The 21,398-nt window shown below is 67.9% G+C and carries 20 protein-coding genes, 3 tRNA genes and 1 pseudogene; 10 read left to right on the top strand and 14 right to left on the bottom strand.

All coding sequences use genetic code 11. The features are described 5' to 3' along the window. The first annotated feature begins 16 nt into the window (after nucleotides 1-16). Nucleotides 17-583, top strand: coding sequence for a hypothetical protein (locus tag EV691_RS24260; RefSeq protein ID WP_377802235.1), 567 nt, complete (start codon nucleotides 17-19; stop codon nucleotides 581-583). Here the strand turns inward: EV691_RS24260 and EV691_RS11745 are convergent. The 8 genes and pseudogenes from EV691_RS11745 to hppD all read right to left on the bottom strand — a co-directional run bounded on the left by EV691_RS11745 (nucleotide 528) and on the right by hppD (nucleotide 8,586). Beyond that, the gene (locus EV691_RS11745) at nucleotides 528-1,241 is read right to left on the bottom strand and encodes a substrate-binding domain-containing protein (protein ID WP_242672468.1); all 714 of its coding nucleotides are present in this window, start codon (nucleotides 1,239-1,241) and stop codon (nucleotides 528-530) included. The genes EV691_RS24260 and EV691_RS11745 overlap by 56 nt on opposite strands. An 82-nt stretch (nucleotides 1,242-1,323) precedes the next feature. Beyond that, nucleotides 1,324-2,340 carry a substrate-binding domain-containing protein gene (locus EV691_RS11750; RefSeq protein WP_131297160.1) on the bottom strand — a complete coding sequence of 339 codons (1,017 nt, stop codon included), beginning with the start codon at nucleotides 2,338-2,340 and terminating at the stop codon, nucleotides 1,324-1,326. 79 nt (nucleotides 2,341-2,419) lie between these two features. Further along, nucleotides 2,420-3,031 (bottom strand): YitT family protein, encoded by a 612-nt coding sequence (locus tag EV691_RS11755; RefSeq protein ID WP_131297162.1) that lies wholly within the window; start codon nucleotides 3,029-3,031, stop codon nucleotides 2,420-2,422. A 76-nt stretch (nucleotides 3,032-3,107) separates the two neighbouring features. Continuing rightward, nucleotides 3,108-3,974: pseudogene (locus EV691_RS11760) on the bottom strand (acetyl-CoA C-acyltransferase); the annotation flags it as partial. Between the two features lie 159 nt (nucleotides 3,975-4,133). Continuing rightward, complete coding sequence (gene hmgA / locus EV691_RS11765; RefSeq protein WP_131297164.1) at nucleotides 4,134-5,435, bottom strand: homogentisate 1,2-dioxygenase; 1,302 nt, start codon at nucleotides 5,433-5,435, stop codon at nucleotides 4,134-4,136. Nucleotides 5,436-5,488: 53 nt separating this feature from the next. Beyond that, nucleotides 5,489-6,130, bottom strand: a complete 642-nt coding sequence (gene maiA, locus EV691_RS11770) for a maleylacetoacetate isomerase (protein ID WP_131297166.1) — start codon at nucleotides 6,128-6,130, stop codon at nucleotides 5,489-5,491. Next, the gene (gene fahA / locus EV691_RS11775) at nucleotides 6,127-7,461 is read right to left on the bottom strand and encodes a fumarylacetoacetase (protein WP_131297168.1); all 1,335 of its coding nucleotides are present in this window, start codon (nucleotides 7,459-7,461) and stop codon (nucleotides 6,127-6,129) included. Before fahA ends, maiA begins: the two co-directional genes overlap by 4 nt. Nucleotides 7,462-7,551: 90 nt before the next feature. Further along, entirely contained in the window at nucleotides 7,552-8,586 is a 1,035-nt protein-coding gene (gene hppD / locus EV691_RS11780; RefSeq protein ID WP_131297170.1) for a 4-hydroxyphenylpyruvate dioxygenase, read from the bottom strand. A 147-nt stretch (nucleotides 8,587-8,733) separates the two neighbouring features. Between hppD and EV691_RS11785 the strand changes: the two genes are divergently transcribed. The 3 genes from EV691_RS11785 to EV691_RS11795 all read left to right on the top strand — a co-directional run bounded on the left by EV691_RS11785 (nucleotide 8,734) and on the right by EV691_RS11795 (nucleotide 12,397). After that, the gene (locus EV691_RS11785) at nucleotides 8,734-9,636 is read left to right on the top strand and encodes a LysR family transcriptional regulator (RefSeq protein WP_131297172.1); all 903 of its coding nucleotides are present in this window, start codon (nucleotides 8,734-8,736) and stop codon (nucleotides 9,634-9,636) included. Between the two features lie 297 nt (nucleotides 9,637-9,933). After that, nucleotides 9,934-11,622: a DEAD/DEAH box helicase gene (locus EV691_RS11790; RefSeq protein ID WP_039805280.1), complete on the top strand. Its 1,689-nt coding sequence runs from the start codon at nucleotides 9,934-9,936 to the stop codon at nucleotides 11,620-11,622. Between the two features lie 118 nt (nucleotides 11,623-11,740). Then, complete coding sequence (locus EV691_RS11795) at nucleotides 11,741-12,397, top strand: thiopurine S-methyltransferase (protein ID WP_131297174.1); 657 nt, start codon at nucleotides 11,741-11,743, stop codon at nucleotides 12,395-12,397. Nucleotide 12,398: 1 nt separating this feature from the next. Here the strand turns inward: EV691_RS11795 and EV691_RS11800 are convergent, their stop codons facing one another. The 4 genes from EV691_RS11800 to EV691_RS11815 form a co-directional block, all read right to left on the bottom strand. Next, nucleotides 12,399-13,046, bottom strand: a complete 648-nt coding sequence (locus tag EV691_RS11800; RefSeq protein ID WP_131297176.1) for a DUF2959 domain-containing protein — start codon at nucleotides 13,044-13,046, stop codon at nucleotides 12,399-12,401. A gap of 95 nt (nucleotides 13,047-13,141) precedes the next feature. Next, a complete protein-coding gene (gene htpX / locus EV691_RS11805; RefSeq protein ID WP_039805273.1) occupies nucleotides 13,142-14,014 on the bottom strand; it encodes a protease HtpX in 873 nt (290 codons plus the stop codon). An 86-nt stretch (nucleotides 14,015-14,100) separates the two neighbouring features. After that, nucleotides 14,101-14,553, bottom strand: a complete 453-nt coding sequence (locus EV691_RS11810; RefSeq protein WP_131297177.1) for a hypothetical protein — start codon at nucleotides 14,551-14,553, stop codon at nucleotides 14,101-14,103. A 9-nt stretch (nucleotides 14,554-14,562) separates the two neighbouring features. Then, nucleotides 14,563-15,774, bottom strand: a complete 1,212-nt coding sequence (locus EV691_RS11815; RefSeq protein ID WP_131297178.1) for a pyridoxal phosphate-dependent aminotransferase — start codon at nucleotides 15,772-15,774, stop codon at nucleotides 14,563-14,565. A gap of 250 nt (nucleotides 15,775-16,024) precedes the next feature. On the opposite strand from EV691_RS11815, the gene msrB reads away from it, so the two are divergent. Both msrB and EV691_RS11825 read left to right on the top strand, forming a co-directional pair. Beyond that, nucleotides 16,025-16,426 carry a peptide-methionine (R)-S-oxide reductase MsrB gene (msrB, locus tag EV691_RS11820; RefSeq protein WP_131297179.1) on the top strand — a complete coding sequence of 134 codons (402 nt, stop codon included), beginning with the start codon at nucleotides 16,025-16,027 and terminating at the stop codon, nucleotides 16,424-16,426. A gap of 74 nt (nucleotides 16,427-16,500) precedes the next feature. After that, nucleotides 16,501-16,977: a glutathione peroxidase gene (locus tag EV691_RS11825; RefSeq protein ID WP_039805264.1), complete on the top strand. Its 477-nt coding sequence runs from the start codon at nucleotides 16,501-16,503 to the stop codon at nucleotides 16,975-16,977. 89 nt (nucleotides 16,978-17,066) lie between these two features. Here the strand turns inward: EV691_RS11825 and EV691_RS11830 are convergent, their stop codons facing one another. Beyond that, entirely contained in the window at nucleotides 17,067-19,385 is a 2,319-nt protein-coding gene (locus tag EV691_RS11830; protein WP_131297180.1) for a hybrid sensor histidine kinase/response regulator, read from the bottom strand. A 102-nt stretch (nucleotides 19,386-19,487) separates the two neighbouring features. On the opposite strand from EV691_RS11830, the gene EV691_RS11835 reads away from it, so the two are divergent. The 4 genes from EV691_RS11835 (at nucleotide 19,488) to EV691_RS11850 (ending at nucleotide 20,870) form a co-directional block, all read left to right on the top strand. Beyond that, a complete protein-coding gene (locus EV691_RS11835) occupies nucleotides 19,488-20,369 on the top strand; it encodes an ATP-binding protein (RefSeq protein WP_131297181.1) in 882 nt (293 codons plus the stop codon). Between the two features lie 153 nt (nucleotides 20,370-20,522). Next, nucleotides 20,523-20,598, top strand: a tRNA-Glu gene (locus EV691_RS11840). Nucleotides 20,599-20,600: 2 nt separating this feature from the next. Further along, nucleotides 20,601-20,676, top strand: a tRNA-Gly gene (locus EV691_RS11845). A gap of 118 nt (nucleotides 20,677-20,794) precedes the next feature. Beyond that, nucleotides 20,795-20,870 (top strand) — tRNA-Gly (locus EV691_RS11850). Between the two features lie 91 nt (nucleotides 20,871-20,961). Here the strand turns inward: EV691_RS11850 and EV691_RS11855 are convergent. Continuing rightward, on the bottom strand, nucleotides 20,962-21,369 hold the full coding sequence (locus EV691_RS11855) for a PA2817 family protein (protein WP_131297182.1): 408 nt from the start codon (nucleotides 21,367-21,369) through the stop codon (nucleotides 20,962-20,964). Between the last annotated feature and the right edge of the window lie 29 nt (nucleotides 21,370-21,398).

Here is a 21,398-nt window from a genome sequence, read left to right on the forward strand (position 1 = left end):
CACCCCGCCGCTGGGGATGAACCTGTTCACCATCAAGGGTGTTGTGCTCAATGCCACAATGGGCGAGATCATCCGCGGCTCGCTGCCCTTCGTCGTGCTGATGACCCTGGGGATGCTCCTCGTCCTGCTGTTCCCGCAGGTCGCCCGGGAGTCTTTCCGGCGAGGGCAGGAATTGGCTGGACAACGCCGGGAGGTTTGCCATGCGCTGCACATATGTGTCCCGATACCTTCTTCGTCCCGCCAGGGACATCATCCTTTACGGGAGGCCGGCCATGGGCGGGCGGCCTGGAGTCGCGGCGTTGAGCCAGGCAGCGGCCGCCTCCATGCCCTTCGTCCCCCTCTGTCTCTTGATGGACGGAGGCTGGCCAGGCGCTTCTCCGCTGCCTGGCAAACGCCGTCCGGTTGCCGCCGGGGCCGTTGGGGGCGATCTGCGCCCGTACTGGCTTCGCCTGTTCGGGAGAACAGGTCTCCGGTACTGGAGGCGGGTGTTCGTCGCCGCTCCGGAGCCGGGCCGATGACGCCTTGCCTCAGAGCGGCGCGGCGCTGTGCGGCGGCGCTTCGGGCAGATGGACATGGGTCTTGACGAGAACCCTTTCCGGGACGTCGAGGCCCTGCGCCAGGCGTTTCATCATCTGCCAGCCATTCTCGCCATTCAGCCGTTCGGCTTGCTCCTTGGGCGCGCCGACACCGCGCAGCTGCTGGCGAAGCCCTTGGAGACGCTCCCGGAGGTTGCTCTCCTGCGCGCTGGAGTTGAGGATGCACAGCGTGCCGCCCTGTGGCCGGAAACGTTGGGCAAGCAGGCCGGGCTGGCGGCCGAAGGCCAGGTCGTCGATCCCGACATAGCCCCGGCGCAGATGCCGTTCGGCGGGTTCCAGGTCCGAGTCGAAGGTGATCAGCGGCGTCTGGCCCAGCCGTTTCAGGGCGTGCTCGGCCAGCCATTTCGAATGGATCACCGCCAGGCCGATGCCGTTCAGGTTCCGGTCGAGCGCCTGCTCCAGGGCCTCGCTCTGCCGGCGGAAGTGCGCCGGTCCCGACGGGCCGAGCAACAGGCAGGTGTCGCCCCGGGCCTCGGCGGCTTCGGCGCAGCCGGCGCCGACCAGGCGGAAGAAGGGGTTGTCGACCCGCTTGGCGAGCAGGGCGAACCGCAGGGGCTCGGCGGCGGCGAGAGGGGCGAGCGCCAGTCCGCAGAGCAGGGCTGCGACGGAAAGGCGGCGGGAAGAAAGCGGATGTTTCCCGGCCAACCCTGGGAGGGACCGGCCGCCGCCGGATTGGTTCGATCCGGCAGGCTCGACGTTGCACATGGCGTTGTGCTCTGGACGCTTCCTATTGTTCTTGTTCCGTGATGCTGTGCGGCGGCGCCTGGGGCAGATAGACATGGCTGTCGACGAGGACCTTCTCGGGGACGGCAATGCCCTGCGTCAGACGCTTCATCATCCAGTAGCTCTGGCGACCGATGTCGCGGCTTTCCATGCTCAGGTAGGCCTGTACCAGGCCGTCCTCGAGCAGGGCGAGCTGCGCCGCGTCGGGCTCGGGGGTGGCGATGACGATGGACGGGCGCGCGCCCCTGGCGTCCAGCCCGGCGAGCAGTGGGGCGAGCTGGCGGCGGAACTCGTCGGGCTGGTGGATGGGCCAGCTGCCGAGGCTGACGATGATGTCGACCGGGCTGGTGTTCAGCAGGCTGGTGAGCTGGAACAACACGCTCTGCTGGTTGTTGGCATTGTACAGCGGGCAGCGCTTCAGTTCCTGCCAGCCATTCTCCCCTTCCAGGTGCCCGGCATCTTCCGCGTCGCCGCCCTCGCTGCCACGCAGCTGCTGGCGAAGACCCCGGAGGCGCTCCTGGAGGTTGGTGTCCAGCGAAGTGGCGCTCAGGACGCACAACCTGCCGCCGTGCGGCCGGAAACGCTGGGCGAGCTGGCCGAGCTGCCGGCCGAAGGCCAGGTTGTCGAGCCCGACATACCCTTGGCGCAGATGCCGATCGCCGGGGCCCAGGTCCGAGTCGAAGGTGATCAGCGGGGTCTTGCCCAGTCGCTGCAGGGCGTGCTCGGCCAGCCACTGCGAATGGATGACCGACAGGGCGATGCCGTCCAGGTTCCGCTCGAGCGCCTGCTCCAGCTCCCGGTTCTGCAGGCGGAAATGGGCCGGTCCCGAGGAGCCGAGCAGCAGGCAGGTGTCGCCCTTGGCCCGCGCGGCCTCGGCGCAGCCTTCGCCGGCGAGGATGAAGAAGCGGTGATCCACCCGCTTGGCGAGCAGCGCGAAGTGCAAGGGTTCGGCATGGCCAAGGGGGGCGAGCAGCAGTCCGCAGAGCAGGGCGGCAGCGCAACGGACGCGGGAGGTTTTCATGGTGCACTCCTGCAGGCTTTGGCATTCCGGCAGGCATGATAAGTCCAAAGATCCGTTGTGCGGGTGCTCGGTGTCGGCTTCAGCTGAAGCCGTTGTACCGCGAGGCTTTGAAATTGAAGATCATCAGGAAGTTGACCAGGAAGGCGCCGAGCAGCGAGTAGAGCACCGCGCTCCAGGGGATCAGAAAACAGGCCGCCAGCAGAATGCCGGAGTCGATGGCCAGCTGCACCTTGCCGGCGCTGATGCCGTGCTTCTTCTGCAGATAGAGGACCAGGATGTTGATGCCGCCCAGGCTGGAGCCATGCCGGAAGATGATGATGAAGCCGACGCCGATCAGGCAGCCGCCGAGGAAGGAGGCGAACAGCGGGTCCAGATGCGCGAAGCCGACCAGATGGGGCGTCAGGTCGCTGAGCAGCGACAGGCAGGCGATGGCCGCGATCGTGCGGAGGATGAAGGGCAGTCCCAGCTGGCGGTAGCCCAGGTAGTAGAACGGCAGGTTGATGACGAAGAAGCAGGTGCCTACCGACAGGCCGCTCAGGTAGTGGCCGATGAGCGCCAGGCCGGCGGCGCCGCCGACCAGCAGCTGGCTGTGGGCGAACAGGTTGAGGGCGAAGGCGATCATCACGGTGCCGAAGAGGATGGCCTGGGCATCCTCCAGCAGGCTGTGGCGCTCTTGCTGGGCATCGGACATAGGTAGTAGCTCTCCTGGTGAGTGATGCCCCCACGCGGCGCGCAGGGGCGATCGGCATCGGGCGAAGCGGGAAGGCTCAGCGCTCGATGGCCAGCGCCACGCCTTGGCCGCCGCCGATGCACAGGGTGGCCAAGCCCTTTTTCGCGTCGCGGCGGAGCATCTCGTGCAGCAGGCTGACCAGGATGCGGCAGCCGGAGGCGCCGATCGGGTGGCCGAGGGCGATGGCGCCGCCGTTGACGTTGACCTTCCCGGCATCCCAGCCAAGCTCCTGGCCGATCGCCAGCGCCTGGGCGGCGAAGGCCTCGTTGGCCTCGATCAGGTCGAGCTGCTCCAGCGTCCAGCCGGCCTTCTCCAGGCAGCGACGGGTGGCCGCGACCGGGCCGATGCCCATGATCGCCGGGTCGACGCCGGCGTTGGCCCAGGCGGCGATGCGCGCCAGCACCGGCAGGCCGAGGGCCTTGGCCTTCCCGGCGCTCATCAGCAGCACCGCGGCGGCGCCGTCGTTGAGGGTCGAGGCGTTGCCGGCGGTGACGCTGCCATCCTTCTTGAACGCCGGCTTGAGCGTGCCCAGCGCTTCGGCGGTGGTGCCGGCGCGCGGCTGCTCGTCGGTGGCGAAGCTCAGCGGCGCGCCCTTGCGCTGGGGAATCGAGACGGGGGTGATCTCGTCCTGGAAGCGGCCTGCTTCGAGGGCGGCGCAGGCCTTCTGCTGGGAGGCGGCGGCGAAGGCGTCCTGTTTCGCGCGGCTGATGGCGTACTTGTCCACCAGGTTCTCCGCGGTGATGCCCATGTGGTAGTCGTGGAAGGCGTCCCACAGGCCGTCCTGGAGCATGCGGTCGACCAGTTGCGCGTGACCCATGCGCAGGCCGGTGCGGGCCTTGGGCAGCACGTAGGGTGCCAGGCTCATGTTCTCCATGCCGCCGGCGATCACCACCTCGGCGTCGCCGTACGGGGCATGGGTGGATAAGGCTGCGCCGCTATCCACCCTGCGGGCTGCACGGGGCTGCGGGTTGAGGGCCGGTCTTGTTCATCGTTTCAGTCTCGGGGTACAGGTCGTTCTGAGAACGGGCAGCCGGGCGCGTGGCGCTCGCCGCCCGCGTCGGGCCTATCGGCGCTGTGGATCGAAGGTCCTGGGCAGGCCTGACCAGCAGCCGTCGTAGTCGCTCTGGAGCTGCGGGCTGTCGAGGGCGAAGCGGCTCGGGCGCAGCACCTGGCCGGTTTCGAACATGAAGGCCAGGGTGTTCTCGATCTTCTGCGGCTTGAGGTCGGCGGCGATGGCCTGGCGGGTGGTCGCCGCGTCGGGGCCGTGGGCGCTCATGCGGTTGTGCAGCGAGGCGCCGCCGGGCAAAAAGCCCCCGGCCTTGGCGTCGTAGACGCCCTGGATCAGGCCCATGAATTCGTTCATCAGGTTGCGGTGGAACCACGGCGGGCGGAAGGTGTGCTCGGCGACCATCCAGCGCGGCGGGAAGATCACGAAGTCGACGTTGGCCTGGCCGGGCGCGCTGCCGGGCGAGGTCAGCACGGTGAAGATCGACGGGTCCGGGTGGTCGAAGCTGACCGTGCCGAGGGTGTTGAAGCGGCGCAGGTCGTAGCTGTAGGGCATGTGGTTGCCGTGCCAGGCGACCACGTCCAGCGGCGAGTGGTCCAGCTCGCAGGCCCACAGCTCGCCGAGGAACTTCTGCACCAGCCGTACCGGCCCGCCGCGGTCCTCGTAGCGGGCGAGCGGGGCGAGGAAGTCGCGGGGATTGGCCAGGCCGTTGCTGCCGATCGGCCCCAGCTCGGGCAGGCGCAGCGGGCAACCGTGGTTCTCGCACAGGTAGCCGCGCGCCGTGGCGTCGAGCAGCTCGACGCGAAAGCGCACTCCGCGCGGCACCACGGCGATCTGCAGCGGGCCGATCTCCAGCCGTCCCAGCTCCGTGTCGATGCCCAGGCGCCCGGATTCGGGGACGATCAAGAGTTCGCCGTCGCTGTCGAAGAACACCGATTCCATCGAGGCGTTGGCGCGGTAGACGTAGACGCTCACCCCGCTGGCCTGCTCCGCCGGGGCGGTCGCCGCCAGGCAGATCAGGCCGTCGAGAAAGTCGGTGCGCTCCGCCGGCACCTCGAAAGGCGCCCAGCGCAGCCGGTTGGGAGTGACCGGGCCCTGCTCGATGCCGTTGATCTGCGCGCCGAGTCGCTTGAATTCCGGGTGGCTGGCCGAGGGCCGGATGCGGTACAGCCAGGTGCGCCGTACCTCGCTGCGCGGCACGGTGAAGGCGCTGCCGGAGAGCTGCTCGGCGTACAGGCCGTAGGGAAGGCGCTGCGGCGAGTTCTGCCCGATCGGCAGGGCGCCCGGCAGGGCCTCGCTGCTGAAGGTATTGCCGAAGCCTGTCTGGTAGTTCAGGTCCGAGGGTGCGGGTGTGTGCATGGCGACCTCGTTGTTGTTGTATCTGGCCGTGCCGGTCCGAGCGTTCCCGAGCCTCAGGTGAAGTCCGGCTGCCGCTCCCACTGCGCCTCGGCGAAGGCCGGCAGGGCCATGCATTCGTCGAAGATGCCCATCAGCAGCGGCACGTGGTCGAGCCGGGCATCGAAGCGCCGGGCGTTGAAGATCTGCGGTACCAGGCAGAGGTCGGCCAGGCCCGGCCGGTCGCCCTCGATGAAGCGGCCGTGGGCGCCGCCGGCGCGGATCTGCGCCTCGAGCTGGGCCAGGCCGTCGACCACCCAGTGGCGGTACCAGGCGTTGCGGGCCGCCTCGTCGGCTGCCAGTTCGCGACCGAGGTAGCCGAGCACGCGCAGGTTGTTGAGCGGGTGGATGTCGCAGGCGACGGCCAGGGCGGCGGCCCGCACCCGCGCCCGCGCCGCCGGCTCGCGCGGCAGCAGGGCAGGCTCGGGGCGGGTTTCCTCCAGGTACTCGAGGATGGCCAGCGACTGCACCAGGCGCTGGCCGTCGATCTCCAGCACCGGCACCAGGGCGGCCGGGTTGACGGTGCGGAAGGCCGCGCCGAGCTGCTCGCCGGCGCGCAGGTCGACCGCCACGTACTCGTAGTCCAGGCCCTTGAGGTTGAGCGCGATGCGCACGCGGAACGAGGCCGAGGAGCGCGCGGCGCTGTAGAGGCGGATCATGCGCGCACCTCGCGGGCCGGCAGCACGCTGCCGGCGCAGTCGCCGAAGCCGATGCGCCGGGTCCCCTCGCGCGCGCAGTGGCCGCGCAGGATCACCGTGTCGCCGTCTGCCAGGAAGGTGCGGGTTTCGCCGCCCGGCAGGGTGATCGGCTGCTTGCCGCCGAGGGTCAGCTCCAGCAGCGAGCCGCCCTCGCCGGGCGCAGGTCCCGACTGTGTGCCGCTGCCGAGCAGGTCGCCGGGCTGCAGGTTGCAGCCGCCCGCGGTGTGGTGGGCGAGCATCTGCGCCATGGTCCAGTAGGCGTCGCGGAAGTTGCTCTCCATGAGCTTGTGCGGCGCCTCGCCGCGTTCGCGCATGGCGGCGGTCTGCAGCAGCACCTCGAAGCGCAGGTCGAGGGCGCCGGAGTCGCGGTTGAAGGCGCTGTCGAGGTAGGGCAGCGGCTGCGGATCGCCGGCCGGACGCACGAAGGGCGCGCGGAAGGGCGCCAGGGCGTCCAGGGTCACCACCCAGGGGGAAATGGTGCTGGCGAAGTTCTTGGCCAGGAACGGGCCGAGCGGCTGGTATTCCCAGGCCTGGATATCGCGCGCCGACCAGTCGTTGAGCAGCACGGCGCCGAACAGGTGGTCCTCGGCCTGCTCCATCGGCACCGGCTCGCCGAGGGCGTTGGCGCTGCCGACCAGCACGCCCAGCTCCAGCTCGTAGTCGAGGCGGCGGCAGGGCACGAACTCGGGGCGTTCGGCGTCGGGCGCCTTCACCTGGCCGCACGGGCGGCGAAAGCTCTGGCCGGACACGCCGATCGACGAGCTGCGGCCGTGGTAGCCGATGGGAATCCACTTGTAGTTGGGCAGCAGCGGGTTGTCCGGGCGGAACAGGCTGCCGACCGTGGTCGCGTGGTGGATGCCGGTGTAGAAGTCGGTGTAGTCGCCGATCCGGCAGGGCAGGTCGTATTCCGCCGCGGCCTGGGGCAGCAGGGCGCCGGCGAGGTCGGCCTGGCGCGAGCTGCCGGCGCTCAGCGCCGCCGACAGTGCGGCGCGCACCCGGCGGCGCACCTCGGGTCCCTGCGCCATGAAGGCGTTGAGATCCCCGGCGGCGAGCGGCGCGAGCGCGGCCTGTACCTCGTCGCTCCAGCCGCCGGCCGCGGCAGCACGGGCTAAATCGAGAATCTGGTCGCCGATGGCCACGCCGATCCGCCAGGGCTCGTCGCTGCCGGCGCGGCGGAAGCGGCCGTAGGGCAGGTTCTGGATCGGGAAATCGGTCGCGGCGTCATTGGCCGAGGCGACCCAGCTTTGCAGCGCCGGGTCGTGGGTGGCATCGAGTCGCTGAGGGGTGTACATGTCGTCCTCCTGCCTCTTCCTGTGCATCGGCCGGTGTCTGGCTGCCGCCGTACTTGAACCTTAGCGCGTCCGGCGCAAGGGGCGCTTTCCTCAGAGCACGCCGCGGCGTTCCTGGTCTTTCTCGATCGAGCGGAACAGGGCGCCGAAGTTGCCTTCGCCGAAGCTCAGGTTGTTCTCGCGCTGGATGATCTCGACGAAGATCGGGCCGATGATGTTCTTGGTGAAGATCTGCAGCAGGTAGCCGTCCTGGTCGCCGTCGACCAGCACCTGGTGGCCGCGGATGCGCGCCTGGTCCTCGCGCACGTTGGGCAGACGCTGGAACACGTCGTCGTAGTAGTTCGCGTCGATGTCGAGCATTTTGATCGGGCCGCCCTTCATGGCGTCCAGCGAGGCGAGGATGTCGTTGGTGCTGAAGGCCAGGTGCTGCACGCCCGGACCGTTGTACTCGGTCAGGTACTCGGAGATCTGGTCCTTGTCGTCCTTCGGTTGGTTGATCGGGATGCAGAAGCTGCCGTCCGGCGAGCGCAGCGCGTAGCTGGTCAGGCCGGTCTTCACGCCCTTGATGTCGAAGTAGCGCACTTCGGTGAAGCCGAAGATTTCCTTGTAGAAGGCGCCCCACTTTTCCATCTGGCCCTGCGGCACGTTGTTGGTCAGGTGGTCGATTTCCAGGAAGCCCTTGTCCGGCTGGAGCTTCGGCTGGTCGAGCGGGACGAAGTCGGTTTCATAGATCGAGCCCTTGGTGCCGAAACGATCGATGAAATAGATCAGGCTGTCGCCGATGCCGTAGATGGCCGGGTAGGGCAGGTCGCAATCCTTCGGCTCGGCCGGACGTGCGCCGCGGCGCACGGCTTCCTGCCGGGCGAACGCGGCGTCGTCGACACGCCAGCCCATGGAGCTGATCGACGGGCCGTGCAGCTTGGCGAAGCGGCCGGAGAAGCCGTTGCGCTCGCCGTTCAGCAGGAAGTTGATGCCGTTCTGGTTGTAGCAGGTGATGTCGAGCGTCGGGTGGCGGTGCTTCTTCGAGAAGCCGAAGGCCCAGAACAGGGCGTCGAGCTGTTCGAGCGCCTCGCCGGTGAATTCGGTGAACTCGATGCCGCGCAGGCCGATGGGATTCTTGTCGTTCATGTCGCATCTCCTTGGAAGGTGGAGGACTGCCGGGGTGGTGGGGCAGTGCACGATGGCGACTTTAGGTATTGATCTATATCTAAAAAAGCGGAAATATCCGTCTTTGTTGATCTGAAATATAGATGGTGTTGGCCGGAGGGTTGCCCTGTGTCCATCGATCTCGAATCCCTGGTCGCGCTCGACGCGGTGGTGCGCCACGGCGGCTTCAGCCGCGCCGCCCAGCACCTGCACAAGGTGCAGTCGGCGGTCAGCTACCAGGTGCGCAAGCTGGAGGAGCAGCTCGGTCTGCCGCTGCTCGACCGCGAGGGCTACCGGGTGCGCCTCACCCCGGCCGGCGAGGCGCTGCTCGCCGAGGGCCGCCGCCTGCTCGGGCATGCCGACCGCTTCGAGGCGCTGGCCCGCCAGTTCATCGACGGCTGGGAGCCGCGCCTGCTGCTGGTGGCCGACGGCATCCTGCCGCTCGATGCAGTGTTTCTGGCGCTCAAGACCCTCGCCGACGAGCACGTGCCGACCCGCGTGCAGGTGAAGATCGAGTTCATGTTCGGCGTGCAGTACCGCTTCGAGAAGGAGCGCGCCGACCTGATGATCGTCAAGGACTACGAACCCGACCGCCTGCTGCATGCCGAGCCGCTGCCGGAGATCGAATGCGTGCTCTGCACGGCGCCCGGGCATCCGCTGGCCGCCGCCGGCGAGGTGGATCTGGCCATGCTGCACGAGCATGTGGAGCTGACGGTGCAGGATTCCAGCGACCGCGGCGACGACCGCCACATGTTCGGCGGCGACCGGGTGTACTACCTCTCGGGCTTTTCCGCCAAGCAGCAGGCGCTGCACATGGGCCTGGGCTTCGGCTGGATGCCGCTGTACCTGGTGGCCGACGAGCTGGCGCGCGGCGAGCTGGTGGAGGTGCGCTACCGGGGCGGCTCGCGCTACCGCTTCACGCCGGTGCTGGTGCAGCGGCTGGACAAGCCGCTGGGGCGGGCGGGGCAGCGCCTGGCGGAGCTGCTGCGGACCGGTGCGCGGCAGGAGGAAGCTGGCGGCAGGCTCGGCTGAGGCCACCCCCCCTCCGACCAATGGTGGTGTGACCTGTCCGGCAAAGAGCGCACACCGGTCAGCTTTTTGCTGTATAGTAGGCACCGGCCCAAGCGGCCGCGTTCAGGTAGCACCCTCCCCGAAGCTCCGCCTTCGGCTGCAGGCCAGTCCTGCGGACTATCCTTGACGATTCATCCCATCCATCACGCGTTCTCGCAAATTCCTGCCGACCGGGCTGCCAGGGTGACCTTCGGGTCTTTGCATGGCATGCGCGCAGCCTTGGGCCTTGGGTTTGCGGATGCACATGAGGCAGATCCCATGACCCAGGAGACCGGCGGCTTCGCCGCACTCGGCATTCATCCCGCTGTACTCGCCGCCATCACCGCGGTGGGCTACGAAGAGCCATCCCCCATCCAGGCCCAGGCGATCCCGGTGATCCTTGCCGGCCACGACATGATCGGCCAGGCTCAGACCGGCACCGGCAAGACCGCCGCCTTCGCCCTGCCGATGCTATCGCGCATCGACCCGGCGCGCCGCGAGCCGCAGCTGCTGATCCTGGCGCCGACCCGCGAGCTGGCCCTGCAGGTGGCCACCGCCTTCGAGACCTATGCCAGCCAACTGCCCGGTGTCGGCGTGGTGGCGGTCTACGGCGGCGCGCCGATGGGCCCGCAGCTGAAGGCGCTGCGCCAGGGCGCGCAGATCGTGGTGGCCACCCCCGGCCGCCTGTGCGACCACCTGCGTCGCGACGAGCAACTGCTCTCCACCGTGAAGCACCTGGTGCTCGACGAGGCCGACGAGATGCTCAAGCTCGGCTTCATGGACGATCTCGAGGTGATCTTCGCCGCTCTGCCGGAAAGCCGCCAGACGGTGCTGTTCTCCGCGACCCTGCCGCACTCGATCCGCGAGATCGCCGAGAAGCACCTGCGCGAGCCGCAGCACGTCAAGATCGCCGCCAAGACCCAGACCGTGGCGCGCATCGACCAGGCCCACCTGATGGTCCACGCCGACCAGAAGACCGCCGCCGTGCTGCGCCTGCTGGAGGTCGAGGAGTTCGACGCGCTGATCGCCTTCGTGCGCACCAAGCAGGCGACCCTGGACCTGGCCAGCGCCCTCGAGGCCAAGGGCTACAAGGCCGCCGCGCTGAACGGCGACATCGCCCAGAACCAGCGCGAGCGGGTCATCGAATCGCTCAAGGACGGCCGCCTGGACATCGTCGTCGCCACCGACGTGGCCGCCCGCGGCATCGACGTGCCGCGCATCACCCACGTGTTCAACGTCGACATGCCCTACGACCCGGAGTCCTACGTGCACCGCATCGGCCGTACCGGCCGGGCCGGTCGCGACGGCCGTGCCCTGCTGCTGGTGACGCCGCGCGAGCGGCGCATGCTGCAGGTGATCGAGCGGGTCACCGGGCAGAAGGTCGCCGAGGTGCACCTGCCCAACGCCCAGCAGGTGCTGGACGCGCGCATCCGCAAGCTGACCGCCAGCCTGCAGCCGCTGCTGGCCGAGGCCGAAGCCAGCCACGGCGAGCTGCTCGACCGTCTGACCGCCGAGCTTGACTGCAGCCCGCGCGCCCTGGCGTCGGCCCTGCTGCGCAAGGCCACCAACGGCCAGGGGCTGACCCTGGCCGAGGTCGAGCGCGAGCAGCCGCTGGTGCCGGGCGTGGCGGTGCCGCGCGAGCGCCGTGAGCGCAGCGAGCGTGCCCCCGAGCGTGGCGAGCGCAGCAGCGTGCACCGCGAGCGGCGCGCGCCGATGCCCCTGCCGGAAGGCCGGGTCCGCTGCCGTGCTGCGCTGGGCGCGCGCGACGGGATCGCCGCGAAGAACCTGCTGGGCGCGATCCTCAACGAAGGCGGCCTGGCCCGCGACTCCATCGGCCGCATCCAGGTCCGTGACAGCTTCAGCCTGATCGAGCTGCCGGAAGATGGCCTCGAGCGCCTGCTCGGCAAGCTGCGCGACACCCGCGTCGCCGGCAAGCAGCTGAAGCTGCGCCGCTATCGCGAGGACTGAGTCCCCGTCGACCGGAAAAAGCCCTGCCAATGAGGCAGGGCTTTTTTGTTTCTGCAGCCTGGCCGGCTGTTTCGCGTGTAGAGTCTCCTGCGCATCATCGACTTTGCAGGAGAAACAGGTGCACGAGGATTTCTGGCAGGCGCGCTGGACACGCAACGAGATCGGCTTCCACCAGATGGAGGTCAATCCCTACCTGAGCCGCCACTGGCCGACGCTGGGGCTGGCGCCCGGGAGCCGGGTGCTGGTGCCGCTGTGCGGCAAGACCCTCGATCTGGCCTGGCTGGCCGGAGAGGGCTTTGCGGTGCTCGGCGTCGAGCTGGCGGAGAAGGCGGTGCGCGACTTCTTCGCCGAGCACCAGTTGTCGCCGCGGATCGGCCAGCAGGGCGCTTTCACGGTCTATCGGGCCGGCCCGGTGGAGATCCGCTGCGGCGATTTCTTCGCCCTGACGGCCGCCGATGTCGCCGATTGCCGGGGACTCTACGACCGTGCGGCGCTGATCGCCCTGCCGCCGGAGATGCGCGAGCGCTATGTCGCCCACCTGTCGGCGATCCTGCCGCCGGGTTGCCGGGGACTGCTGGTCACCCTGGACTACGACCAGGCACGGATGGACGGCCCGCCCTTCGCCGTCCCCGACCATGAGGTGCAGCGCCTGCTGGCGGCGGACTGGCAACTGCACTTGCTGGAGGCGCCCGACGTGCTCAGGGAGAACTGGAAATTCCTCCAGCGTGGTCTCGACCGGCTGGAGGAGCGCGTCTACCGCCTGGAGCGTCGCTAGCTCAGTCGAGCGGCGCCTGCAGGCGCCGCACGAAGCTGTCGGCTTCGTCGATGGAGCGCTGCATGTCGCGCAGCAGCTGGTCGACGTTGCCCTGCAGGCTGCGGTACTCGCCCTGCAGCGCGCCGATGGCGCGGGCGTTGAGGTTGTGCTTGAGGAACAGCACCTGGTCGCGCAGCACGCTGAGCACCGGCTCGATGCGCTTCTCGGCGGCCTGCATGCGGGTCAGCAGGGTCTTGTACTGCTTGCGGGTGCGTTCCAGTTCCTTGGCGCTGGCCCGGCGCAGGGTGGCATTGCTGTACTGGTCGAGTTCGCCTTCCCACTCCTCGAACAGCGCCCCGGCCACGTCCTCGACGGCGGCGATGCGCTGGCGCACCGCCTTGGCGCTGGCCTCGCTGGCCCGGTATTCGCGCTCGAGGGCGACGTAGCGCGCTTCCAGGTCGCCGCCCTGGATCTGTACCACGCTGCGGTAGCGCTCGAGGGCGTCCTTGAACTGCTCCTTGGCTGCCTGCTGGCTGTCGCGTGCGGCCTCGACACGGTCGGCGAGGATATCGCGCTTGTGGACGCCAGCCTTTTCCATCATCGAGTAGTAGGCGCTCTGGCAGCCGCCGAGGGCGAGCAGGGTGCAGTAGGCGAGAATCAATCGGCGCATGGGGTCTCCCGTTTCCGGCACAAACGAAAGGGGCGACCCGCGGTCGCCCCTTTTCCTGTCGCCATCTTAACAGGCCGCCGCCTCCGCGGCTGCCGTCAGCCGCGCCGGTACAGCGCCTCGATGCGCTCCTCCAGCGGCGGGTGGCTCATCAGCAGGCCCGCCAGGCCGTGCTTGAGGCCGCCGTTGATGCCGAAGGCGGTCAGGCTGTCCGGCATGTGCACGGGGACATCCTGCTCGGCCTGCAGGCGCTGCAGGGCGCCGATCATCGCGGGGGTGCCGGCCAGCTGGGCGCCGGCCTCGTCGGCGCGGAATTCGCGGCGACGGGAGAACCACATGACGATGATGCTGGCGAGGATGCCGAGCACCAGTTCGGCGGCGATGGTCGCGACGAAGTAGCCGATGCCCGGGCCTTCCTCGTTCTTCAACACCACCTTGTCGACGAAGTTGCCGAAGATCCGCGCGAAGAACATCACGAAGGTGTTCACCACGCCCTGGATCAGCGCCAGGGTGACCATGTCGCCGTTGGCCACGTGACCGATCTCGTGGGCCAGCACGGCACGCACCTCGTCCGGCGAGAAGCGCTCCAGCAGGCCCTGGCTGACGGCGACCAGCGCGTCGTTGCGGTTCCAGCCGGTGGCGAAGGCGTTGGCCTCGTAGGCAGGGAAGATGCCGACTTCCGGCATCTTGATGCCGGCTTCGCGAGACAGTTGCTCGACGGTCTGCAGCAGCCACTGCTCATGGCGGGTGCGCGGCTGGCTGATGATCTCGGTGCCGGTGCTCATCTTCGCCATCCATTTGGAGATGAACAGCGATACCAGCGAGCCGGCGAAGCCGAACACGGCGCAGTAGATCAGCAGATTACCGTAGTTCTGGCCGGTGAAGCGGTCGACCCCGAGCAGTTTCAGGGTGATGCTGGCGATGATCAGCACCGCCAGGTTGGTGGCCAGGAACAGCAGGATGCGCATCATGGAATCAGGTTCTCCTCACAGATGCATGGGGTTCATGCCGGGCTATATAAGGTCGCGTCCACAGGGGCTTCAACCCGGCGACTATTTCAAACTGTGTCCCCCGGGTAGAGCGGCGTGGCCTCGAAGATCAGGCGGCCGAGGCGCACCAGGCGTTCGCTGTCGCCCTCCACCAGCGCCTCGCGCAGCTGCCAGGCCAGGGTGGCCCGCACCCGCCGCATGCTGGCCGGCAGCGCCGGGTTCGCCGGCGCCGCGCCGGAGACCGCGCGGGACAGGCGCAGGAAGCCCTTTTCGCTGAGCACGGCCTGGTCCAGGGCCTCGTGGCGGATGGTCGAGTCGAAGCGCAGGTAGCCTTCCTCGGCCAGCCAGAGCAGGGCGCTCAGGCAGCTCTGGTGGCGCGTGCTCGGCAGGCCGAACTCGTCCGGCTCCTCGCGACCGATCAGGTCTTCCACGTACAGCGCGATCTTGCGCGGGAAGGCCTGATGCAGCCGCAGCAGGCCGGCGGCGGCGTCCTTGTGGAAGTCGTCGATCTGCAGGTCCATCACCACTTCTTATTGACGGTAGGTCTTGAGGAAGTTGCCGATGCGGCCGATGGCCTGCTCGAGGTCGTCGACCCGCGGCAGGGTGACCACCCGGAAGTGGTCCGGCCACGGCCAGTTGAAGGCGGTGCCCTGGACGATCAAGAGCTTTTCCTGCAGCAGCAGGTCGAGGACGAACTTCTCGTCGTTGTGGATCGGGCAGACCTTGGGGTCGATCTTCGGGAAGGCGTAGAGCGCGCCCATCGGCTTGACGCAGCTGACTCCGGGGATGTCGTTGAGCAGCTCCCAGGTGCGGTTGCGCTGCTCCAGCAGGCGCCCGCCGGGCAGGATCAGGTCGTTGATGCTCTGGTAGCCGCCGAGGGCGGTCTGGATCGCGTGCTGGGCCGGCACGTTGGCGCACAGGCGCATGTTGGCGAGGATGTCGAGTCCCTCGATGTAGCTCTGCGCCTTGTGCTTGGGACCGGAAATGGCCACCCAGCCGGAGCGGAAGCCGGCCACCCGGTAGGCCTTGGACAGGCCGTTGAAGGTCAGGCAGAGCACGTCCGGCGCCAGCGAGGCGGTGGAGATGTGCTGGGCGTCGTCGTAGAGAATCTTGTCGTAGATCTCGTCGGAGAAGAGCACCAGGTTGTGCTGCCGGGCGACCTCGACGATCTGCTCCAGCACTTCCTGCGGATAGACCGCGCCGGTGGGGTTGTTCGGGTTGATCAGCAGCAGCGCCCTGGTGTTGCGGGTGATCTTGGCCTTGATGTCGGCGATGTCGGGATACCAGTTCGACTGCTCGTCGCACAGGTAGTGCACCGCCTTGCCGCCGGCCAGGCTGGTGGCCGCGGTCCACAGCGGGTAGTCGGGCGCCGGGATCAGCACCTCGTCGCCGTTGTTGAGCAGGGCCTGCAGGACCATGACGATCAGCTCGGAGACGCCGTTGCCGAGGTAGATGTCCTCGATGCCGACGCCTTCGACCTTCTTCTGCTGGTAGTACTGCATCACCGCCTTGCGCGCGCTGAACAGCCCCTTGGAGTCGCTGTAGCCCTGGGCGGTGGGCAGGTTGCGGATCACGTCCTGGAGGATTTCCTCGGGGGCCTCGAAACCGAACGGCGCCGGGTTGCCGATGTTCAGCTTGAGGATGCGGTGGCCTTCCTCCTCCAGGCGCTTGGCGTGCTTGAGCACCGGCCCGCGGATGTCGTAGCAGACGTTGGCGAGCTTGTTCGATTTACTAACCTGCATGTGTGTGATCCCGAAGAAGAAGCGCAGGGGCCGGAACCGGGGAGGGAAGGAGGACGCTGGTGCGGCCGGTAGGCCGGGCGCGGACGCCGGGGCAGCGAACGCAGCCATCCTTCGCCGCCGGACCGATTCGGGCCTTGCGGCCTTGGCTATGGATGACGCGGATGACAAACTGGTTGCGAATCATACGTCGCGGCCCGATTCGCTGGAAAGGTACCGGTCGGGCTTTTTTCCAATCGAACGAGGTACACGCATGGACAAGCTCGAAAAATCCCTTGATGCCTGGCGGGAGCTCCTGTCCGAGGAGCGTTTCCGCGTCTGCCGCCTGGGCGGCACGGAGCGGGCCTTCAGCGGCGAGTACTACGCCACCAGCGTGCCCGGGGTCTATCACTGCGTCTGCTGCGATGCGCCGCTGTTCGATTCCGATGCCAAGTACGACGCCGGCTGTGGCTGGCCCAGCTACTTCCAGCCGGTGACCGCCGGCGCGCTGTCCAGCCGCGACGACTACAGCCACGGCATGCACCGCATCGAGGTGCTCTGCGCCCGCTGCGACGCCCATCTGGGCCATGTGTTTCCCGACGGGCCGCCGCCGACCGGGCTGCGCTACTGCATCAACTCCGCCTCGCTGCGCCTGCAGCCGCGCGGCGAGGGCTGAGCCGGCCGGCCTCATTCCTGCCGGGTTCCGGGCAGTGCCGGGACCCGGCCCGAGCCTTGCAGGAGGGCTTCGGCATGCACGATCCTCTGTTCGACATTCCCCTCGATGATCAGCCGCGGACGCTGGCCGATTTTCCCGGCCGCGCCTGGCTGGTGGTGAACACGGCCAGCCGCTGCGGTTTCACGCCCCAGTACGAAGGCCTGCAGATGCTCTGGCAGCGTTATCGGGAGCGGGGCCTGGTGGTGCTCGGCTTCCCCTGCAATCAGTTCGGTCATCAGGAGCCAGGCGATGAACTCGAAATCGCCGAGTTCTGCCAGCTTAACTATGGTGTCGGTTTTCCGCTGTTTCAGAAGGTCGAGGTCAATGGGCCCCAGGCGCACCCCCTGTTCGCGGAGCTGAAGCAGCGTGCCCCAGGCCTGCTCGGCAGCCAGAGCGTGAAGTGGAACTTCACCAAGTTCCTGATCGGCCGGGAGGGTCGGGTGGTCAGGCGTTTCGCTCCCGCGACCGACCCGGGTCAGCTCTGCGGCGAAATCGAAGCCCTGCTTGAATAGGACCTGGCCGACGGCCAGTATCAGGCAGGCCTCGCGCAGTGCTGTTTCCTCGTTTGCCGCAGGGTCATCGAGCCTATCGTCGGCTCCGCTCATGTAGCGCTTGCCCCACCCGGCAGCCAGGTGTGCAGCATGTTGGCCAGGTCCTCGCGGCGCAGGGGCTTGGCCAGGTAGTCGTTCATGCCGGCGGTGCGGCAGCGTTCACGTTCCTCCGGCAGAACGTTGGCGGTCAGGGCGATGATCGGCAGCTCCGACCAGCGGCCGTCCTGGCGAATCCGCCGGCTGGTCTCGTAGCCGTCCATCACCGGCATGTTGCAGTCCATCAGGATCAGATCGACCGGGCCCTGTTCCAGATAGGACAGCGCTTCGGCGCCATGCGGGGCGATGGCGACCTCGTAGCCGAGTTTGGCCAGCATGCCCTTGGCGACCATCTGGTTGACCGGGTTGTCCTCGACCAGCAGGACCTGGCGTTGCCGGGGCGCCGCCTGCACGGGCTCGACCTCCCCGGGCGGAGGCTCCTCGATGGCCTGCAGGGCGCGTGTCACCGCTTGGTACAGGGCGGCGCGGGAGAGTGGCCGGGCCAGTTGCTGGAGGGGCGCCAGGGCGTGCGTCTCCTCGCGGGGCAGGAAGCTGCCGTAGGCGGTCACCACCAGGAAGGGGGCGGTGACGGTCGGGCGCATGCCCAGCAGGCATTGCGGGCAGTCGGTGATCAGCAGGTCGGTCTCGATTCCAGCCAGGCCGCTGTCGACATCCAGTCGCCGATACTCCAGTCCCCAGCCCGGCAGGTGCATCTCCAGCAGCTCGGCCAGGCCGCTGCTGCCGGGCGTCATGCCGATGATGCAGCCGTGCAGGGCGCCGCGGGGTATGGCCGGCGTGTGGCAGGGCAGCGGCAGCTCGACGCTGAAGGTGCTGCCCAGGCCCTCCTTGGAGGTGAAGGCGAGACGGCCCTGCATGGCCTCGCAGAGCTTGCGGGTCAGGGCCAGGCCGAGGCCGGTTCCGCCGTACTGGCGGGTAATGGTGGCGGTGGCCTGGGCGAAGGGCTGGAAGATGCGCGCCTGGGCTTCGCGGGAGATGCCGATGCCGGTGTCGCGGATGAGCAGCCGTATGCCGTCGCCGCTGGTCTGCAGGCAGACGTCGACCCGCCCGAAGCGGGTGAACTTGAGCGCGTTGGAGATCAGATTGCTGGCGATCTGCCTGACCCGCGTCGGGTCGCCGATTACCTGAGTGGGCAGCCCGGGGTCGATCAGGCAGGTCAGCTCGACGCCGGGCGCCGCGCTCTGCGAGAGCAGGGCGGTGGCGTCCTCGATCAGCGCGCCGACATCGAAGGGAATCCGTTCCAGCTCCATCTGGCCGGACTCGAACTTGGACAGGTCGAGCACGTCGTTGAGCAGGCGGACCAGCACCTTGCCCGAGGCATGGGCGACGGAAAGCTGCTGACGCTGTTCGCTGCTGAGCGGGCCGTCGAGGGACAGGGACAGCATGCCGAGCAGGCCGTTCAGCGGCGTGCGGATCTCGTGGCTCATGTTGGCGAGAAAGGCCGAGCGCGCCTGGGCCATCTCCAGGGCGGTGCTCCGGGCTGTCTCCAGGTCGCGGTTGCTCTGCGTCAGGCGGGCGTTGGCCGCCTCCAGTTCGGCGGTGCGCGCCGAAACCATGTTCTCCAGTTCGCCAAGGTATTCGGTCAGGCGGTTCTCGGCCTCGCGACGCTGCTCGATCTCCTGGCTGGTCTTGCGCAGCAGCTGGTTGATGGCCTGGACCAGGATGCCGATTTCATCGCTCTCGTGGCGTGGCGGGCAGGGCAGCGGGCGGTTCTCGTTGGGGTTGTGTTCGCTCAGTTGCTGGATGATGCCGACCAGCGGCCGGGTCAGCATCCGGTTGAACACCACCAGCAGGAGCAGGGCGAGCAGCAGGCTGCTGGCGAAGCCGGTCAGCAGGGTGAGTCCGGAACGTTCGAGAAAGGTACTGCCGAAGGCGTAGGTGTCGATCTCCAGGCGCAGGAAGCCGAGGGCTTCGTCGGGTGCGTGGGCGATGCTCAGCGGCGCCTCGAAGTAGCGCCGAGGCTTGAACAGCATGTCGCTGAACACCCGGTATTCGCTGTTCATCGCCGGGCGGCTGACTGCGGCCAGGGGGCGATGGTCGCTGCCGACGATTTCCGCGCTGATCACCGCCGGCGAGCGCAACAGGCCGAGCAGCAGCTCCTGGGCCAGTTCGGCATCGATGTTGTAGGCGATGCGCGCTGCCGGGTTGAGACTAATTTGCTGCAGGCTGGTGATTTCACGTTCGATGGATGCGCTCTGGCTGGCATAATCCAGGCTGATCTTCGCCAGACTGAGCAGGGTACCGAGCACGAACGCCGCCAGTACCGCCAGGGAGGCCTGCTTGTAGGAGAGGCGGTTGGTTGGCGCTATGTTCATGCAGTGGCTGGAGTCCAAATGCTAGCCGCGTAGGATAACCCAAGCCTGCCTCGGGCTGGCAGAACCCTTCATGCATTCTGACCATCGTATTAAGGAAGGATTGTGAACGGCCGATTGAACGAGTTTCTTGACCAGGCGCAGGTTTTGCTGGAGCGTCTCGAACCCCTGCTGCCGGCGGCCCAGCCTCCGCTGGACTGGACCTGCAGCCTGGCGGCGCGCTGGCAGCGCGTGGGGCGCGACGGGGCGCTGCTGCCGCTGCAGGTGAGCCTGGACATGCAGCTGGCCGACCTGATCGGGGTGGACAGCCAGCGCGACCAGCTGTCGCGCAACACCCGCCAGTTCGTCGCCGGCCTGCCCGCCAACCATGCCCTGCTGTGGGGCGCCCGCGGCACCGGCAAGTCCTCCCTGGTCCGCGCGCTGCTGGCCGAGCATGCCGCGGCCGGCCTGCGCCTGATCGAGATCGAGCGCGACCACCTGGCCGACCTGCCGCGGGTGGTCGAGCGGCTGGCCGGTCTGCCGCAGCGCTTCGTGCTGTTCTGCGACGACCTGTCCTTCGAGGCCGGCGACGACGGCTACCAGGTGCTGAAAAGCGTGCTGGACGGCTCCCTGGAGCGCGCCCCGGACAACGTGCTGCTCTACGCCACCTCCAATCGTCGCCATCTGGTGCCGGAGCGGCAGAGCGACAACGACAACTGGCAGCTGGTCGACGGCGAGGTGCATCCGAACGAGGCCGTGGAGGACAAGATCGCCCTGTCCGACCGGTTCGGCCTGTGGCTATCCTTCTATCCCTTCACCCAGGATCACTATCTGTCCGTGGTGCGCCACTGGATCGCGGTGCTGGCGGGGCAGTGCGAACTGGCCTGGGACTGGGACGAGGCCCTGGAAAGGACGGCGATCCGCTGGGCCCAGGGGCGCGGCAACCGCAATGGCCGCTGCGCCTATCAGTTCGCCCGCCACTGGGTCGGCCTGCGGCTTCTCGGCTAGCCGTGCAGTGTCGGGAAGTCGTTGATTTGAAAAATCTTTATTCGGGTGTTGACGATTTTCGAAAGGCTCCCTAGAATGCGCCCCACTTCCAGCGCCTAAGTAAAAGTCAGGCGTTGGAAGCCGGAAGAAAAGCTGTTGTAAGTTCCGGGCCGCGTCCCCTTCGTCTAGTGGCCTAGGACACCGCCCTTTCACGGCGGTAACAGGGGTTCGAGTCCCCTAGGGGACGCCAATGCGGGAATAGCTCAGTTGGTAGAGCACGACCTTGCCAAGGTCGGGGTCGCGAGTTCGAGTCTCGTTTCCCGCTCCAGTTTCTCGAAGGCGTCGACATCACTTGGTCGTCATCTTCGGCGCAAGACCTCGGATGAGGTCGGTGTGCCGGGCCCGCGAGGCGGGCCGTTGGAAAGGTCCCTCGGGACAAGCACAATGCGGGAATAGCTCAGTTGGTAGAGCACGACCTTGCCAAGGTCGGGGTCGCGAGTTCGAGTCTCGTTTCCCGCTCCAAACTCACGAAAACGCCACTCATCGAGTGGCGTTTTCGTTTTTCCGCTTTCGACGGAATTCCCCGGCCCGCCGCTTGGCGGGCCTTTCGCATTCAGTGCCGGCTGCTGTCGCCCGGCAGGGCGAGCAACTGCTTCTCCCGGTTCCACTCGAAGGGCTCGCCGCAGGCTTCGGCTTCGAAGCGACGCTCGTCGAGCTCCTGGTACAGGGCGATTTCCTCGTCCGGCATGAAGTGCAGGCAGTCCCCGCCGAAGAACCAGAGCAGGTCGCGCGGCACCAGGTGGGCAATCTGCGGATAGCGCTGGAACACCTGGCAGATCAGCTCCTGGCCCAGGTGGCGTTCCTCCGGACTCTCCCTCAGGGCGGCCAGCAGTTCGTCGAAGCGCTCCATGAACAGCGCATGGCTTTCGTCCGAGACTTGTTCGGCCTCGCCGAGGGCGACGAGGATGCCGCGCAGGTGGGCGAGCAGGGCGAGATGATGATCGAGATAGGAAATGGCCATGGAATACCTGTCATGAAAAGGGCGCGGAG

Origin of the sequence: Azotobacter chroococcum (assembly GCF_004339665.1) — a bacterium.
In the GTDB taxonomy this organism is placed as follows: domain Bacteria; phylum Pseudomonadota; class Gammaproteobacteria; order Pseudomonadales; family Pseudomonadaceae; genus Azotobacter; species Azotobacter chroococcum.

What these genes read in the sequence shown, in the direction of transcription:
- EV691_RS24260 (WP_377802235.1), top strand. Translation starts at nt 17, where the DNA reads ATGAACCTGTTCACCATCAAGGGTGTTGTGCTCAATGCCACAATGGGC.
- htpX (WP_039805273.1), bottom strand. Translation starts at nt 14,014, where the DNA reads ATGATGCGCATCCTGCTGTTCCTGGCCACCAACCTGGCGGTGCTGATC.
- EV691_RS11790 (WP_039805280.1), top strand. Translation starts at nt 9,934, where the DNA reads ATGACCCAGGAGACCGGCGGCTTCGCCGCACTCGGCATTCATCCCGCT.
- maiA (WP_131297166.1), bottom strand. Translation starts at nt 6,130, where the DNA reads ATGATCCGCCTCTACAGCGCCGCGCGCTCCTCGGCCTCGTTCCGCGTG.
- EV691_RS11800 (WP_131297176.1), bottom strand. Translation starts at nt 13,046, where the DNA reads ATGCGCCGATTGATTCTCGCCTACTGCACCCTGCTCGCCCTCGGCGGC.
- EV691_RS11830 (WP_131297180.1), bottom strand. Translation starts at nt 19,385, where the DNA reads ATGAACATAGCGCCAACCAACCGCCTCTCCTACAAGCAGGCCTCCCTG.
- EV691_RS11750 (WP_131297160.1), bottom strand. Translation starts at nt 2,340, where the DNA reads ATGAAAACCTCCCGCGTCCGTTGCGCTGCCGCCCTGCTCTGCGGACTG.
- EV691_RS11825 (WP_039805264.1), top strand. Translation starts at nt 16,501, where the DNA reads ATGCACGATCCTCTGTTCGACATTCCCCTCGATGATCAGCCGCGGACG.
- hppD (WP_131297170.1), bottom strand. Translation starts at nt 8,586, where the DNA reads ATGAACGACAAGAATCCCATCGGCCTGCGCGGCATCGAGTTCACCGAA.
- EV691_RS11810 (WP_131297177.1), bottom strand. Translation starts at nt 14,553, where the DNA reads ATGGACCTGCAGATCGACGACTTCCACAAGGACGCCGCCGCCGGCCTG.
- EV691_RS11815 (WP_131297178.1), bottom strand. Translation starts at nt 15,774, where the DNA reads ATGCAGGTTAGTAAATCGAACAAGCTCGCCAACGTCTGCTACGACATC.
- EV691_RS11755 (WP_131297162.1), bottom strand. Translation starts at nt 3,031, where the DNA reads ATGTCCGATGCCCAGCAAGAGCGCCACAGCCTGCTGGAGGATGCCCAG.
- EV691_RS11855 (WP_131297182.1), bottom strand. Translation starts at nt 21,369, where the DNA reads ATGGCCATTTCCTATCTCGATCATCATCTCGCCCTGCTCGCCCACCTG.
- hmgA (WP_131297164.1), bottom strand. Translation starts at nt 5,435, where the DNA reads ATGCACACACCCGCACCCTCGGACCTGAACTACCAGACAGGCTTCGGC.
- fahA (WP_131297168.1), bottom strand. Translation starts at nt 7,461, where the DNA reads ATGTACACCCCTCAGCGACTCGATGCCACCCACGACCCGGCGCTGCAA.
- msrB (WP_131297179.1), top strand. Translation starts at nt 16,025, where the DNA reads ATGGACAAGCTCGAAAAATCCCTTGATGCCTGGCGGGAGCTCCTGTCC.